This is a genomic window from Kitasatospora sp. NPDC001309 (genome assembly GCF_042896295.1).
Lineage (GTDB): Bacteria > Actinomycetota > Actinomycetes > Streptomycetales > Streptomycetaceae > Kitasatospora.
This window is the reverse complement of the sequence record NZ_JBIAXC010000024.1, coordinates 111,542-126,161: the sequence shown is the minus strand read 5'-3', so window position 1 is coordinate 126,161 and position 14,620 is coordinate 111,542. Positions and strand designations below refer to the sequence as shown.

At 75.9% G+C, this 14,620-nt stretch carries 11 protein-coding genes; 9 read left to right on the top strand and 2 right to left on the bottom strand.

Translation table 11 applies throughout. The features are described 5' to 3' along the window. Window positions 1–237 precede the first annotated feature (237 nt). A complete protein-coding gene (locus tag ACFY2K_RS23770) occupies window positions 238–3,144 on the bottom strand; it encodes a LuxR C-terminal-related transcriptional regulator (protein ID WP_387713812.1) in 2,907 nt (968 codons plus the stop codon). Window positions 3,145–3,374: 230 nt separating this feature from the next. On the opposite strand from ACFY2K_RS23770, the gene ACFY2K_RS23765 reads away from it, so the two are divergent. From ACFY2K_RS23765 to ACFY2K_RS23750, 4 genes are all read left to right on the top strand, one after another. Beyond that, window positions 3,375–6,470, top strand: coding sequence for an AAA family ATPase (locus ACFY2K_RS23765; protein WP_387713809.1), 3,096 nt, complete (start codon window positions 3,375–3,377; stop codon window positions 6,468–6,470). Between the two features lie 180 nt (window positions 6,471–6,650). Then, window positions 6,651–7,409, top strand: coding sequence for a DUF6426 family protein (locus ACFY2K_RS23760; RefSeq protein ID WP_380587787.1), 759 nt, complete (start codon window positions 6,651–6,653; stop codon window positions 7,407–7,409). A 16-nt stretch (window positions 7,410–7,425) separates the two neighbouring features. Further along, complete coding sequence (locus ACFY2K_RS23755) at window positions 7,426–8,502, top strand: Fic family protein (protein ID WP_387713806.1); 1,077 nt, start codon at window positions 7,426–7,428, stop codon at window positions 8,500–8,502. Between the two features lie 119 nt (window positions 8,503–8,621). Next, window positions 8,622–8,918 carry an MTH1187 family thiamine-binding protein gene (locus ACFY2K_RS23750; RefSeq protein ID WP_380531236.1) on the top strand — a complete coding sequence of 99 codons (297 nt, stop codon included), beginning with the start codon at window positions 8,622–8,624 and terminating at the stop codon, window positions 8,916–8,918. Window positions 8,919–8,921: 3 nt separating this feature from the next. Here ACFY2K_RS23750 and ACFY2K_RS23745 read toward each other — a convergent pair whose 3' ends face one another. Further along, complete coding sequence (locus ACFY2K_RS23745; RefSeq protein WP_387713803.1) at window positions 8,922–9,389, bottom strand: DoxX family protein; 468 nt, start codon at window positions 9,387–9,389, stop codon at window positions 8,922–8,924. A gap of 157 nt (window positions 9,390–9,546) precedes the next feature. Between ACFY2K_RS23745 and ACFY2K_RS23740 the strand changes: the two genes are divergently transcribed. The 5 genes from ACFY2K_RS23740 to ACFY2K_RS23720 all read left to right on the top strand — a co-directional run bounded on the left by ACFY2K_RS23740 (window position 9,547) and on the right by ACFY2K_RS23720 (window position 14,620). Beyond that, window positions 9,547–10,125, top strand: coding sequence for a TetR/AcrR family transcriptional regulator (locus ACFY2K_RS23740; protein ID WP_387713800.1), 579 nt, complete (start codon window positions 9,547–9,549; stop codon window positions 10,123–10,125). A gap of 154 nt (window positions 10,126–10,279) precedes the next feature. Further along, window positions 10,280–11,833: an MFS transporter gene (locus tag ACFY2K_RS23735; protein WP_387713799.1), complete on the top strand. Its 1,554-nt coding sequence runs from the start codon at window positions 10,280–10,282 to the stop codon at window positions 11,831–11,833. Beyond that, window positions 11,830–12,591, top strand: coding sequence for an SDR family NAD(P)-dependent oxidoreductase (locus ACFY2K_RS23730; RefSeq protein ID WP_380531225.1), 762 nt, complete (start codon window positions 11,830–11,832; stop codon window positions 12,589–12,591). Before ACFY2K_RS23735 ends, ACFY2K_RS23730 begins: the two co-directional genes overlap by 4 nt. Before the next feature lie 215 nt (window positions 12,592–12,806). After that, on the top strand, window positions 12,807–13,727 hold the full coding sequence (locus tag ACFY2K_RS23725; RefSeq protein ID WP_380408295.1) for a carbohydrate ABC transporter permease: 921 nt from the start codon (window positions 12,807–12,809) through the stop codon (window positions 13,725–13,727). Then, window positions 13,724–14,620 carry a carbohydrate ABC transporter permease gene (locus tag ACFY2K_RS23720; protein WP_380531221.1) on the top strand — a complete coding sequence of 299 codons (897 nt, stop codon included), beginning with the start codon at window positions 13,724–13,726 and terminating at the stop codon, window positions 14,618–14,620. The genes ACFY2K_RS23725 and ACFY2K_RS23720 overlap by 4 nt, the downstream gene beginning before the upstream one ends.

The following is a 14,620-nucleotide window of genomic DNA, read 5'->3' as shown; positions in this document are numbered from 1 at the left end:
ACGGAAGAACGGTTTCTGTATGTGGAAACACGGTAGGGTCGGGCCCGGCGGGGCGTCAAGGGGACTTCAACAGAATGTGGAAGCCGACACGGGGGAGTCGTTCGGACGAGTGCACAGCTCTCGCGCTGGTGTGCCCGGGGAAGCGGAGGCTCCGCGCCGGCGCCCCGCCCGCCGGCGAACCACCGCCCACGGTGGTCCGACCGGGCCGACGCCGGCCCGGCGGGCGCGAGGCCGGCCCTACCCGAGCCGGCGCAGGAGTTCCGACAGGGCCAGCCGGGACGGGACGCCGAGCTTGCGGTAGATCCGGGACAGGTGGGTCTCCACCGTGCGGGGGCTGAGGAAGAACCGCTCGGCGATCTCCCGGGTGCGCAGCCCGGAGGCGGCCAGTTCGGCGATCTCCCGCTCGCGGTCGCTGAGCACGCCGAGCGGGTGGGCGGTACGGGCGTCCGCGGCCAGCTCGGCACGGACCAGGGCCACCCGTTCCCCGACCAGCCGCGCGCCACGGGCACGGGCGACCGCCTCGGCGGCGTCGAGGCGGACCAGCGCCTCCGCCGGGCCGTGCGCCTGGTGGAAGGAGCGGGCGCCGGTCGCCAGGGTCCAGGCGTACTGCACGGGCAGGCCGGCGGTCCGGAACGCCTCCGCGGCCCGGCCGAAGAGCGCGGCGGCGGCGTCGTGCTCCCCGTCCGCCTGGTGGAGCCGGGCCCGCGCGTACCGGGCGTGGGCCTCCTGGACGGGCAGGCCGAGCCGCCCGGCCTCCGCCTCGGCGGTCCGGACCAGGCGCCCGGCCTCCGCGCGGTCCCCGCACTCCAGCGCGGCGGTGGACAGCTGGGCGAGCAGGAACGGCCGGGAGAACGGCCGGACCTGCGGCAGCCGTCCGCCGTCGCCGCCGTCCAGCACGGTCCGCCGGCACCCGGTCGGATCCCCGGAGAGCAGCCGGGCGTGGGCCAGCAGGCCGATCGCCGAGGCGGCCCACCAGCTGTGGCCGGGCGGGGCGGAGCCGGCCGCCTCCTCGGCCAGGGCGACGGCGTCGTCGGCGTACCCGCGGCCGCGGGCCCAGACCAGGGCCGTGGCGCGGATCGCCCGGGCCAGCGCGACGGCGGGCCGCACCCCGAGGGCGTGGGCGAGGTCCTCGGCGTCCCGGGCGTGCTGCTGGGAGGCGTCCAACCGGCCGGTCCACTGCTCGGCCATGGCGAGTCCGAGGAGCCGGTGCAGCAGGACCGGCCGGCGGGGGCCCCTGCGGTCGGCCGTCAGCCCCCGGCTGAGGTGGCGGGCCGCGTCGGTGAACCGTTCCAGGTACAGCTCGGCGCTGCCGAGCAGGGCGAGGGTCTCCGGTGTCCGGCCGGCCAGTGGGTCCGGGAGGGCGTCGACCAGCCGGGCGCAGTGGGCGACCCCGGCGACGGCCTCCGCCAGGTCGCCGGTGTGGGTGACGCAGAGCGCGTCGAGGACCCGGAGCACGGTGCGGTCCGCCTCGTGGGTGCCGTCGGGTTCGGCCCGGGTCCGGGTGGCCTGCCGCAGCAGCGCCCGTGCCTGGTCGTGGGTGCCGCGCAGGACGTTGACCAGCCCGTACTCGATGACCAGCTCGGCGGCTTCGGCCGGCAGCGGGGCGGGCAGCGGCCGGGGGAGGGCGCCGAGCGCGGCCTCGGCGATCGCCGACGCCTCGGCGTACCGGCCGAGTTGGCGTTCGGCGCCGGCGCAGACGGCGTGCGCCCGGAGCAGCTGTCGCGGGTCGAGCGTCCCGGCCCGGCGGCCCAGCAGCTCGTGCGCCCGGGTGCGGGCCTCCTCCAGCTGGCCGGAGGCGATCAGCGCGCGGCAGCAGGCGAGTTCCAGCTCGGCCCGGACGGCCGGGTCCGCCCCGGCGTCGGGCAGCGCCTCCAGCGCGAGCCGGAGCCAGTGCGCGGCGGTGGCCGGCTCCTCGGCGGCGAGTTCCGCGGCGCCGTCCGCCAGGGTGCGCGCGGCGAGAGCGGCGTCGCTGCCCAGCAGGTGCTCGGCGTGCCTGGCCCGGTCGCGGGCCCGGCCGCCCCGGCCGGTGCTGAGCTCCAGGGCGCGCCGGTGGGCGCGCAGCCGGAACGACGCCCCGGCCCGCTCGTGGGCGACATGGCCGACGACGGGGTGGCGGAAGGCCAGCCGGCCCCGCCAGTCGGCGGGGCGCACCAGGTCCGCGTCCTCCAGTTCGGCGAGCGCGTCCAGGGTCTGCTCCGTTCCGAGCCGGGAGAGCCGGGCGACGTCCTCCGGCCGGAACGGGCTGCCGGCCACGGCCGCGGCCGAGGCCGTGAGCACGGCCCCGGGCGACAGCGCGTCAAACTCGGCGATCAGCGGTGCCGCGGCCCGGAGCAGTCCGGCGGTGTCGGTGCCGGCCCGGTCGGGCCAGTGGTCGGGGTGCCAGTCCGCGGCGAGGAGCAACTGCAGGTGGCCGGGGTTGCCCTCGGCCGCCGCGCACAACCCGGCCGCGTGGTGCGGGAGTCGGAGCCGCTCGCGTGCTCCGGGACCGGCCGTGGCGGGCCGGTCGGCGAGCAGCGCGGCCACCGCCTCGGGGGTGAGCGGGCCGGGTTCGATCCGGGTGACCGCTCCCGTCCGGGTCCCGGCCTCCAGCGCCTCCCGGAGCTCGGGCGGGCTCTGCCCGGGGCGGTGGGCGAGGGCCAGCAGGAACGGGGCGGGCGCCGCGGACCGCACCAGCCGGACCAGCGCCGCGGCCGAGGCTGGATCGCACCGGTGGACGTCGTCCAGGACCACGACGTACCCCGCCGCCCAGTCCGCGAGCCGGTTGCCGACGTCCTCGAACGGGCGGTCGCTCCCGCTGTCGGCCGGCCGGGCGGTCCAGGCGTCCCGGAAGAGCCGCAGCGGAGCCGTCTCCCCGCGCAGGGCGTGGGCCCGGACCACCGGGAGGCCGCGCCGCGAGGCCAGCTCCACCAGCGCCCCGGCCAGGCGGGACTTGCCGCTGCCCGGCTCCCCGGAGATCTCCACCACCCGTCCCTGGCCGTGCAGCAGTTCCTCCAATGCCCCGGCGAGCAGGGCGAGTTCGGCCTCCCGCCCGACCAGGCGCGCCCCGGCGCCCGGTACCGGCCCCGCCTCCGGGTGCGCCGCCCGCCGCCCGCCCGGGCCGCCGGCCCGCGAACCGTCCCGCTCCGAAGCGCCCGGCCCACTCACGTTCTGACCCACCATGCCCACTTCGACGTCGATGCCACCGGGAGGCCGCAGCCCGGCCCGGCGGCCGCCGGACGCGACCGGGCCGGCGCGGCCGGGGACAGCACGCGAGCGCCCCGACACCGGCGGCGCGGGAGATACGTACAGAGATTACGTGCTTCCCCTGACGATTCCGGATCCGCGTTCGAGCAGGCTGTGCCCCGCTGCTACCACCCGTGGAGAGGGAGGGACCCATGGGCACGCCCCTGGACCGGACACGGCCGTCCGTTGCGGAAGAGCCCCTGAACGACCGGGAACGGGAGGTCGCCCGGCTGCGGGGCGTCCTCACCACCCGGACCCACGCCGGACCCTGGCTGCTGGAGATCGCCGGGGAGCCGGGCATCGGCAAGACCCGGCTGCTGACCGAATGGCGCGCCCTGGCCGAGCGGGCCGGACTGACCGTGCTGGCGGGCCGGGTGCCGGCAGCCGATCGGGAGCGGCCGTACGGGCTCTTCCGCGCACCGGTCGCCCGCGCCCTGGAACTGCCCGGCGTCGCCGCCGCCCTCGACCCGGCGGACCTGGCCCTGCTGACCGGCCTCGCGGCCGATGAACCCGACGGTGAACGGGCGGAGTCGACGGCGGATCCGGGACGACCGCAGCTGCGCCGGTGCATCGCCGACCTGCTGTGGACGGCGGCCGACGCCGGCCGGCGGCTCACCCTCTGTCTGGACGACCTGCACTGGGCCGACGACGCCTCCGTCCACCTCCTCGCCCACCTGCTGCACCGCCCCCGCCCGCGGGTGCCGCTGATCCTGGTCTGCTCGCTGCGCCCCCGCCAACGCCCCGCCGCGCTGACCGCGGGCCTCGCCGAGCCCGACGACGCCTACCGGGTGGAGCGGCTGCGGCCGGGCCCGCTGCCGCACACCCCGGCCGCCGGACCGCCCGGTCCCGGCACCGACGCCGAACGGCGGCGCTCCCGCCACGAGGCCGCCGACGGCAACCCGTTCTACCTCCGGGTGCTGGCCCGGTCACCGGGGCCGCTGCGGCCGCCCGGCGGAGTCACCCCGTGGCTGCTGTCCGACGAGGCGGTCGCCGTGGCGGGCGCCGCACTGGCCCGTGAACTCGCCCCGCTGGACGACGTGGAGCGCGCCGTCCTCCGGGCCGCCGCCGTGCTGGGCGAGGACTTCGACCCCGCGCACCTCACCGAGCTGGCCGCACCCGCAGCCACGACCGGCCCGGCCGGCCCCGGCGAACCTCCCCAACCAGCCACCGGTGAAAGGGAGTCAACCGCCCTGGCCCTCGACCGGCTGATCGGCCTGGACCTGGTCCGCGTCGACCACACCGAGGGGCGGCGCTGCCGACTGAGGCACCCGGTGCTGCGCGCCGTCGTCTACCGCGAGGCGCCGCACGGCTGGCGCCGGGCCGCGCACGCCCGCGCCGCCCGCGTCCTGCGGGAGGCGGGCGCCGACCCGGCGCGGTGCGCACCCCACCTCGCCCGCGGCGCCGAACCGGGCGACCTCGCCGCGATCCAGCTGCTCGCGGCGGCGGCGGAGCAGGTGCGGGACACCGAACCGGGCGCCGCCGCGGCCTGGTTGGGCACGGCGCTGGGCCTGGTGCGGGAGGACGGCGCGGGGCTTCGGCCGCGGCTGACGGCAGCCCTGGCCCGCGCCCTCGGAGCCGCCGGGCGGCTGCGTGAGTGCCGGGACCTGCTGCGACGGATCGCCCGGCCGCCCGGCGCGCCGCGCACCCGGGCGGACACCGAGCTGGTGCTCTTCCACGCCATGATCGAGCGCCATCTCGGCGAGTACGGCCGGGCGGAGGCCCTCCTGACTGCCGAACTCGCCCTGACGGCGGGGCCCGAGGTCGGTACGGCCGGAGCCGGAGCCGGAGCCGGGGCCGGGGCCGGGGCCGGGGCCGTCGAGACGACCAGGGCCGACACCACGAGCGCGGCCCGGGCCGGCACCGCCTCTGCCACCGGGCCGGCCGGCCCGCTGCGGTTGGAGCTGTGCACGGTCGCGCTGCTGCGCAACGCCCACCACCGCGCCCGGCCCCTGGCCGAGGAGCTGCTCCGGCACGCGGTGGACGTCCGGGACCGCCGGCTCCGGACGGCCGCCACCGTCCGCCTCGCCCACTGCGGCGCCCTGGCCGGGGACGTCCCCGCGCTGCTGCGCCGCGCGGGGGAGGCCGGCGCCCTGGTGGACTCGACGGGCGACGCCGAACTGGTCCCGCTCCTGGACACCCTCGCCCAACTCGGCTGGTCCGAGGCACTCGCCGAGCGGCACCAGGACGCGCTCCGGCACACGGCGCGCGGGATCCGGCTCGCCCGGACGGCTGGGCAGCTGGTCGTGCTGCCGCACCTGCGGTTGGCGCACGCCTACGCCGCCGTCGGCGTCGGACGGCTGACCGATGCCCTGCGGTCGGCCGGGGACGCCGAGCGGGACGCCCGGCGGATGGACCGGCCGGCCCTGCTCGGCTTCGCGCTCGCCCTCCAGGCCTGGGCCACCATCCTGCGGGACGGTCCGGACGCCGCCGCGCCGACGGCGGAGCGGGCCGTGCGGGAACTCGGCGGCGCGGGCGGCCGGTTCTGGACGGCCACCGCCGGGATCCTCGCCGAGGTCCGGCTGGAGCAGGGACGGCCCGGGGAGGGCCTGGAGCTGATCCGGTCGGCGGTGGGACACGCGCGGCACCACGGCGGGGCCCGGCCGGCCAGCTCGATCTGGTACGCCCACGCGGCCCGGGCCGCCGCGGCCCTGGGCGACCGCGACCAGGCCGGCGGGTGGGCGGACCGGGCGTCCTGCGACGTGCTGCTGCCGGGCCTGCCGGGCCAGCGCGGGTACGCCGCGCTGGCCCGGTCCTACGCCGTGCCGGATCCGGTCGGCGCGCTGGGGGAGGCGGTCGCGGCGTTCCGGGCCGGCGGGCTGGTCCCGATGGAGTGCCGGGCCCGGCTGCTGCTTGCCGCGGAACTCACCACCCGTGGACCGCGCGAGCAGGCGGCCGGGCTGGAGCAGGCGAACCGGGCCAAGGCGCTCGCCGAGGGCTCGGGGGCGCGCCGCCTCCACCGGGAGGCGGTGGACCTCCAGCGGCGGCTGGGCGCGCGCCGGCCGCGTCCGGCCCGGGCTGCGGGGACGGCGCCGGCGGCGCTGTCGGAGCGGGAGCGGGAGATCGCCCGGATGGTGGCCCTCGGCCTGTCCAACAACGACATCGGCCGCGCCCTGGCGGTGTCGCCGAAGACGGTCGAGGCCCACCTCACCCGGATCTTCCGCCGGGCCGGAGTGCGGTCCAGGATCGCCTTGGCCGCCGCGCTCTCCCCCGCGGGCGCGCCGGGGAACCAACCCGCGGGCTCCCGCTGAGCGCGCGGGTCGGCCGGTCGTAGGGGTTTCCCCAATGCTGTGGTGGCCGCCGGCGCGAAGACTGGACGCCGGTCGCCGGAACGGGCGCGCCGAGCCGCCTCCCGCGCGGCTCGGCACACCCCGGACGCCGATCACCCGTCCCGTCCCCGGAGTTCCCACCATCCCCTTCCCGGAGCAGAAGTGAAGCTCAGAAACATGGCCATGGCCGCCGCACTCGGCGCCACCGTCCTCACCGCGGTGCCGGCGGTCGTCACCCCGTTCACGGCGTACGCCTCCTGTGCCGACGACCACACCTCCACGTGCGACGACGACCCCACGCCCGAACCGGGCGACCCGGACCCGGGCTTCCCCGGCGACCCGGGCGGCGGCTACGGCGGTGGCGGTGGTGGTGGCGGCGAGGAGACCGTCATCGTCCCCGGCACCAACGTCAGCGAGCCGCCGGTCGTCGTGACCGGTCCGACCACCCTGCCCAGGGTCGAGGTCGACGGCAGGGCCACCCGGCCGCCCACCCCGGCCGACCCGAACATCCCCCCGATGAGCTGGGGCGGCGGCGGGAGCGGCGGCGACAGCGGGAACAACGCCCGGGTCTGGTCGTCGGGCAAGACCTGGGAGCAGCGCCAGAACTGCTACCGCAACGGCAGCAAGATCCCGGAGAAGCACGCCGAGACCATCGGCTACACCATCAACTTCGAGACCAGCGCGAACCTCACGGCGAAGGCCGGCGACGTGCTCACGGCCGCCCTCGGGACCAAGCTCAACACGAACCTCACCCGCAGCCAGTCCATCGACATCACGCTCAACCCGGGTGACACCTGGGCGCTCTACGTCGAGTACCAGACCGTCACCTACCAGATCACCACCTGGAACGGCCGCGCGTACGACGTCGAGTACGTGAACGTCACGGCCCCGACCGGCATCGCGACCGGACGCTCCTGCTGAGGCCGGTCCCGTCCTGATGTCCTTCCACTCCTCCGGTCCGGCGGTACGGCGGGTCGTCCCCGTCGTGCCGCCGCTGGACGCCGAGGTGGTCCCCGCGGCGGCCCGCACCGCCGCGGGGACCGCCCTGGCGGCGCTCGACGCGGCCGTCCGCCGGCACCTCGGCGACCCCGACCTGTTCCACCGTCCCCGCTACCGGTTGAAGATGCACCACCGCCACCTCGCCGGTCTGACCGGCGACCAGGTGACCGCCCTGGTCGCCGCGGCCGCCGAGGCCCGGGCCTCGGCCGCCCTGGTCGCCGTGCACTCCGTCCGCGCGGAACGCGCCGAACGGCCCGACCGCCGTCCCTGCTTCACCCCGGAGGCCCTCGCCGAACTGCACGGGATGCTCGTCGCCGGGGACCCGAACATCCCCGACGGCGGGGGCTTCCGGCGGGGCGGCTCCAGGGTGGACTGGCCGGACGGGCGGCGCTTCGTGATGGCCGTCCGGCCCGGCGGCGAACTGCGCGACCACGTCCGGCGCTGGTACGAGTGGGGCACCCGGACCACCTCGCCGCCGCTGGACGCCGCGGCGCTCGGCATGGTCCGGCTGCTGACGATCCATCCGTTCCCCGACGCCAACGGCCGGACGGCCCGGCTGCTCGCCGAGTGCGACCTGGTGGGCGCCGGACTGCTGCCGGGGCTGCTGCTCGACATCGAGGGCTGGGTCGAGCGGCACCGGGCCGAGCACGACGAGGCGGTGGTCGCCGCGGCGGACGGCCACTGGTCGGTCTGGGGCGAGCTGTTCGCCCGGACCGTCACCGACACCGCCCGCCACCGCACCGCGACCGTCGAGGCCTACGGAGCCCTGATCGACCGGGCCCTCGAACACACCGGGGGAGGGGCCGCCGAGACGGCCGTCCTGACCTGGCTGCGGGCCGGCCCGGCGGTCTCCGCGGACTGGCTGCGCGGACGCGTCCCGCACGACCCGGCCCCGGCCCTCGACCGGCTGCTGGCGGCGGGCGTGCTGGCCCCCCACCCGCGCCTGCCGGGCGCGCTGGTCCACCCCGGAGCCCTGGCACTGCTGGATGCCCCCTACGGATCCCCCGTCGGGTGAGGCCCGTGGAACGCGCGCCGCGCCACGGCCGATGGTCCCGACACGCCTTAGCCTGGCCCACGGCCCGGAGTCGCCTCCGGGCCGTGGCCGTTGTCGTCGGGTGGTAGGGAGTACGGACCGTGATCGCAGCTTTTTCGGTGACCCCGCTGGGGATCGGCGAGGACGTGGGGGAGGCGGTGGCCGCGGCCGTGCGGGTGGTGCGGGCGAGCGGGCTGCCGAACCGGACGGACGCGATGTTCACCAGCATCGAGGGGGAGTGGGACGAGGTCATGCCGGTGATCAGGGCGGCGATCGAGGCGGTGAAGGCGTACGGCGACCGAGTGAGCACGGTCATCAAGATCGACGACCGGGCCGGGGTCACCGACGGCCTCACCGCCAAGGTCGCCACGGTCGAGCGGTACCTCGCGGAGGGCTGAGGCTCAGCCGGTCGAGGTGGGTTGGGGGCTGGGCTCGGCGGCCGGCCGGCGGGCGGCGAGCAGCCGGTCGAGGGAGTACGGGCCGGAGCCGAGCACCGCGATGGCCAGGAAGGCCCAGCAGAACATCACCGAGGCCTCACCGCCGTTCTGCAGCGGCAGCAGGGCGTGCTCCTGGTGGACGGTGAAGTAGGCGTAGGCCATCGAGCCGGAGCAGAGCAGCGCGGCCGTCCTGGTGCCGCTGCCGAGCAACACCAGGACGCCGCCGATGAGTTGGATGAGTGCGGCCCACCAGCCGGGCCACTGGCCGGCCGGGATGCTGCCGCCGCCCTTGGTGCCGCCGAGGACGCCGAAGAGCGCGGCGGCTCCGTGGCAGGCGAAGAGCAGGCCGACGACGATCCGGAAGACCGTCAGGACGAGCGGTCGCGCGGCCTCGACGGCCTGCCGGGGGTTCGGGGGGATGTGTGCGGGCATGCCGGAACGCCTCCTGCGGGTGTGGGGGAGAAGGAGGGACGGGGCGGTAAGGGTAGGCTTGGTCTAGTCCACTTGGCAATGCTCCGTCAGATAACGGTCTGGACCACTCCTCGCTCTTTCTTGACCGAGCGGTCTCGAAAGGGCTACTGTTCCGGTCATGGCACGGACCAAGGAATTCGACCCGGACGCGGCGCTCCAGGCAGCTCTCGAACTGTTCTGGCAGCGCGGCTACGAGGCCACCTCGATGGCCGACCTGGTCGAAGGGCTGGGCATCGCCCGGGCCAGCATCTACGCGACCTTCGGCAGCAAGCACGAGCTCTACCTGCGTGCGCTGGAGCGCTACAACGAACAGCACGACCCCGGCCTGCTGGCCGAGCTGTCCCAGCCCGGCCCGGTGCTGCCGGCCGTCCGCGCCCTGGTGCGCCGATACGCGGGAATGGGGGGCGAGGACCGCAGGCGCGGCTGCTTCATCACCAACACGGCCGTCGAACTCGCCCCGCACGACGAGGCGGCGGCCCGCCGGGTGGAGGTCAGCTACGACCACTTGGAGACGGCGCTGACCGCCGCCCTGCTGCGCGCCGGGGCCCAGGGCGAACTGTCCGCCGGGCGGGAGCCGCGGGCGCTGGCCCGGATGCTGGTGGTGCTGCTGCAGGGGATCCGGGTGGTGGGCAAGACCGCCGAGGGCGGGCCCCGGGTGCGCGACGCCGCCGAGCAGGCGCTGGCGCTGCTGGACTGAGCGCCGGCCCGGACCGGAGGCCCACGGGGGTGTCTCCGGCTCGGTCGGCCCGGCGTCCTGCGCCGTCCTCCATCGTCTTCCGCCGGCTTCCACCGGCTTTTGCTGCCTTGATTTTGGACCGAACGTTCTTAAAAATTTGGTGTGGGGGGAATCCATGAGTGTCACCACGACGGCGCGGGGGAGCTTCGCGCTGCTCGGTGTCGTCCAGGCCGTGCTGATCTTCACGATCATGATCCTCACCGTTCCGCTGCCCCTGGTCGCCCGGGAGCTCGGGCTCGGCCCGTCCGACGTCCTGCTGCTCAGCGCCGCGTACGGCCTCTCCTTCGCCGCCCTGCTGCTGCTCGGCGGGCGACTGACGGACCGTCACGGCGGCCGTCCGGTGCTCCGCTGGGGCCTGGCGCTGCTCGCCGCCGCTTCGGTCGCCTGCGCCCTCGCACCGGACTACCCCGTCCTGCTGGCGAGCCGCTTCGTCCAGGGCGCGGGCGCGGCCCTCGCCGCCCCGGCGGCGGTCGCCGTGGTCCGCCGGCTGCACCCCGAACCCGCCGCCTACCGGCGGGCGATGGCCACCTGGGGCGGACTCTCGGTACTCGGTGCGACGGCCGGCAGCGTGGTGTCGGGCCCGGTCAGCGCCGTGGTCTCCTGGCGCTGGCTGTTCGCGGTGCCCGTCGCGGTCGCACTGGTCGGCCTGCTCCGCTCCGGCACCCTGCCCGAGCCCGTACCCGCCGCCGTCCCGGCATCCGGCCCCGACCCCGACCGTGGACCCGCCCCCGCGAGCCGCCGCCCGGCACTGGACCTGCGCGGCGCGTTCCTCGCCACCACCGGTGTCTGCGCGGCGAGTTACGCCCTGGTGGCGTCCACCGAGCACGGCTGGAGCAGCCCCGGCGTGCTCGCACCGTTCGCCGGCGGCGTGCTCCTGCTGCTCGCCTTCGCCGCCGCCGAACGCCGCACCGTCGACCCGCTGCTGCCGCCCGGCTTCCTCGCCGACCGCCGCCGGGCCACCGCCCTGGTCGCCGTGATGGCGACCTCCGCGGGCACCGCCCTGGCCTTCGTGCTGCTCTCGCTCTACCTCCAGCAACTGCGCGGCTGGAGCGCGGCCGACACCTCCGCCGCGTTCGTGCCGTACGCGGTCGCCCTGCTGCTGTCCGGGCGGCTGGCCGGGCCGCTGACCGCCCGGTACGGTCCGGTGCCGGTCACCGCCGCGGGCCTCGCCCTGGAGGCGGCCGGACTCGCCCTGCTGGCCGGGCTCGACCCCGCCAGTGGCTACCCCACCGGGTTGCTGCCCGGACTGCTCCTGCTGCCCGCCGGCGCCGCCGCCTCCTTCGCCGGGGCGGCCGTGCTCGCCACCGGCGGGGTGGCACCCGAACGCACCGGCCTGGCGGCGGGCGTCCTCAACACCGCCATGGAGCTCGGCCCCACCGCCGGGCTGGCCGCCCTGATGGCCCTCGCCGCCACCCGCCCGACCGTCGTCGGCGGCTACGCGGCGGCCTTCGCCGCGGCCGCCGCCGGGCTGGCCCTGACCGCCGTCGCGGTCGCGGTCCTGCCCCGGGCCGGTGCCGCCGGTGTCACCGGGGCCACCAGCGAGGTCACCACCGAGACCATCGCCGAGACCACCATCACGACCACCACCAAGAGCACCACCAAGACCACCACCAAGAGCACCACCCACACACCTGAATGCACCACTCGGACCAAGGAGTTCAGCTCATGAGCACGCGTTTCGCCGACAAGTCCGTCCTCATCACCGGCGGCGGCAGCGGCATCGGGCGGGGGATCGCGCTCGCCTTCGCCGGGGAGGGCGCCCGGGTCGCGGTCGCAGGGCGCAGCCTCGGCCCGCTGGCCGAGACCGTCGAGCTGATCGAGCGGGCCGGCGGCAAGGCCGTCGCGCTGACCGGCGACGTGACGAACGGCGAGGACGCCGCCCGGCTGGTCCGGGAGGTCGTCGAGCAGTTCGGCGGACTGGACGTCGCCGTCAACAACGCCGGGGTGTTCGGCGCGGCCGGTCCGGTCGCCGACATCGACGAGGACCAGTTCCGCTGGGTCTTCGAGGTCAACGTGACCGGCACCCTGCTGGCGATGAAGCACCAGATCGGCCACATGCGGGCCCACGGCGGCGGGGCCATCGTCAACGTCTCGTCCAACCTGGGCGTCCACAAGCGGGCCGAGGGCGCGGGCGCCTACAACGCCAGCAAGGCCGCCGTCACCGCGCTCACCCGCTCCGCCGCCCGTGACCACATCGGCGAGGGCGTGCGGATCAACACCGTCAGCCCGGGCCCGGTGGACACCCCGATGTCGACCCGCCCCGGCGAGAGCGACACCGCCAAGAGCGAGCGGATGAAGGCCGAGGTCCCGGTCGGCCGGGCCGGCGCGGTCGCCGAGATCGCCGCCGCCGTGCTGTACCTGGCCTCGGACGAGGCGGGCTACACCGTCGGTGCCGACCTGGTGCTGGACGGCGGCGTCACCGCCTGAGCCCGCCCGTGACGGCTCCGACGACCCCTTCGCCAAGGGGTCGTCGGAGCCGTTCGGCGTTCCTGGAGCGGCTGTTGCGCGCACGACCGGCCGAAATCTGACGCGAACGCGTAATCCCGGGGACACCGGTTGATCACCGCGGGGTTCCCGCGCCGTCGTTCGGGCAGGACACGGTTTCGGCCGGAACCAACACACGAAAGGCGGACGTGCCACCGATGCCGACCGCACCGCACCCCGTGCCCCTCGCGGGCCGTCGAAGCCGATGGGGCGAGCACGGGCTCGCCTGGGCCTTCCTGCTGCCCTCCCTGGTGGTCTTCGTCCTGTTCATCGGCTATCCGCTGGGACGGACGATCTACCTCAGCGGACACGCCAACGACCTCTTCGGCGCGCCCTCCCGCTACGTCGGCTTCAAGCACTACACCGACCTGCTGGCCTCCGCCGACTTCGGCCGGACGCTGGTCACCACCGCGCTGTTCACCCTGCTCACCGTGGTGCCCGGGGTGCTCGGCGCGCTGGTGCTGGTGCTGCTGCTGGAGAACCGGATCCGGGGCGTACGGCTGCTGCGCTCCGCCTTCGCGCTGCCCTTCGCCTTCTCGGTGGCCAGCGCCTCGGTGGTCTTCGCGGTGTTCTACAACCCGGCCAGCGGGGTGCTGAACGGCCTGCTGTCGCACCTCGGCCTTGGGCCGGTCGGCTGGTTGACCGAATCCCGGTACGCGCTGTTCTCGGTGGCCCTGACCACGGTCTGGATGAACCTCGGCTACAACGTACTGGTGCTCTCGGCGGGCATCGGCTCGATCCCCGGCGAGGTCGTCGAGGCGGCCCGGATCGACGGCGCCTCCGGCCTGCGGCTGGCCCGCTCGATCACCGTCCCGATGCTCGGCCCGAACCTGTTCTTCCTGACGGTGGTCTCCACCGTCCACGCACTGCAGAGTTTCGGCCAGATCCACATCCTCACCAAGGGCGGGCCGGACGGCTCCACCCGGACCCTGGTCTACTCCGTCTACGAGAAGGCCTTCGCCTACGGCTCCAGCGACTTCGGCACGGCGAGCGCCCAGGCCGTGGTGCTGCTGCTGGTCGTCCTCGCCTGCACGGCCGTCCAGTTCGGCGTCCTGGAGCGGAAGGTGCACTACGCATGAGCACGGTCGTCACCGAAGCCGAGGTCCGGGCCGATCCGCCCCGCCCGCGGGTCCGCCCCCTCGCCGGACGCTCCCCGCGCGACCTGCTGGGCCGCGCCGCCGTCTACCTGCTGCTCGCCGTCGCCGTGGTCACGGTGGCCTTCCCGGTGTACTACGCGGTGGTCGGCGCCTTCATGGAGCCGTCCGAACTCGCCTCCTACCCACCGGCGTTGGTGCCCCACTCGGTGACCGGCCGGAACTTCTCCGGCGCGGTGGACACCATCCCGCTGTTCCGGCAGTACGCCAACTCGGCGATCACCGCCACCGCCATCACCCTCGCCCAGCTGGTCACCTCGATCCTGGCCGCGTACGCCTTCGTCTTCCTGCCGATGAAGGCGCGGGCCGCGGTGTTCGGGCTGTTCCTGGCGACGCTGATGGTCCCCTGGGAGGCCATCATCATCCCCAACTACCTGACGCTGTCGGGCTGGGGCCTCGGCAACACCTACTTCGGCCTGGTGCTGCCGTTCCTCGCCTCCGGCTTCGGCACCTTCATGCTGCGCCAGGCCTTCCGCCAACTGCCCGGCGAACTGCGCGACGCGGCCCGGATCGACGGCGCCGGGCACTGGCGGTTCCTGTGGCGGATCGTCGTGCCGCTCAACAAGCCGGCCCTGGCCGCGCTGTCGATCTACGTCTTCCTGTCGGCCTGGAACCAGTACTTCTGGCCGCTCATCATCACCCGCACCGCCGAGATGCAGACCCTGCAGATCGGCCTCACCTCGCTGCGCGACGCCGAGATGGCCGACCCCGGCCTGATCCTGGCCGGCGTGGTGCTCTCCCTGCTGCCCACCCTCGCCCTGGTGGTCTTCGGCCAGCGCTTCATCGTCCGCGGCCTCACCGCGGGCGCCGTCCGCTGA

What these genes read in the sequence shown, in the direction of transcription:
- ACFY2K_RS23765 (WP_387713809.1), top strand. Translation starts at nt 3,375, where the DNA reads ATGGGCACGCCCCTGGACCGGACACGGCCGTCCGTTGCGGAAGAGCCC.
- ACFY2K_RS23755 (WP_387713806.1), top strand. Translation starts at nt 7,426, where the DNA reads ATGTCCTTCCACTCCTCCGGTCCGGCGGTACGGCGGGTCGTCCCCGTC.
- ACFY2K_RS23745 (WP_387713803.1), bottom strand. Translation starts at nt 9,389, where the DNA reads ATGCCCGCACACATCCCCCCGAACCCCCGGCAGGCCGTCGAGGCCGCG.
- ACFY2K_RS23740 (WP_387713800.1), top strand. Translation starts at nt 9,547, where the DNA reads ATGGCACGGACCAAGGAATTCGACCCGGACGCGGCGCTCCAGGCAGCT.
- ACFY2K_RS23735 (WP_387713799.1), top strand. Translation starts at nt 10,280, where the DNA reads ATGAGTGTCACCACGACGGCGCGGGGGAGCTTCGCGCTGCTCGGTGTC.
- ACFY2K_RS23730 (WP_380531225.1), top strand. Translation starts at nt 11,830, where the DNA reads ATGAGCACGCGTTTCGCCGACAAGTCCGTCCTCATCACCGGCGGCGGC.
- ACFY2K_RS23725 (WP_380408295.1), top strand. Translation starts at nt 12,807, where the DNA reads ATGCCGACCGCACCGCACCCCGTGCCCCTCGCGGGCCGTCGAAGCCGA.
- ACFY2K_RS23720 (WP_380531221.1), top strand. Translation starts at nt 13,724, where the DNA reads ATGAGCACGGTCGTCACCGAAGCCGAGGTCCGGGCCGATCCGCCCCGC.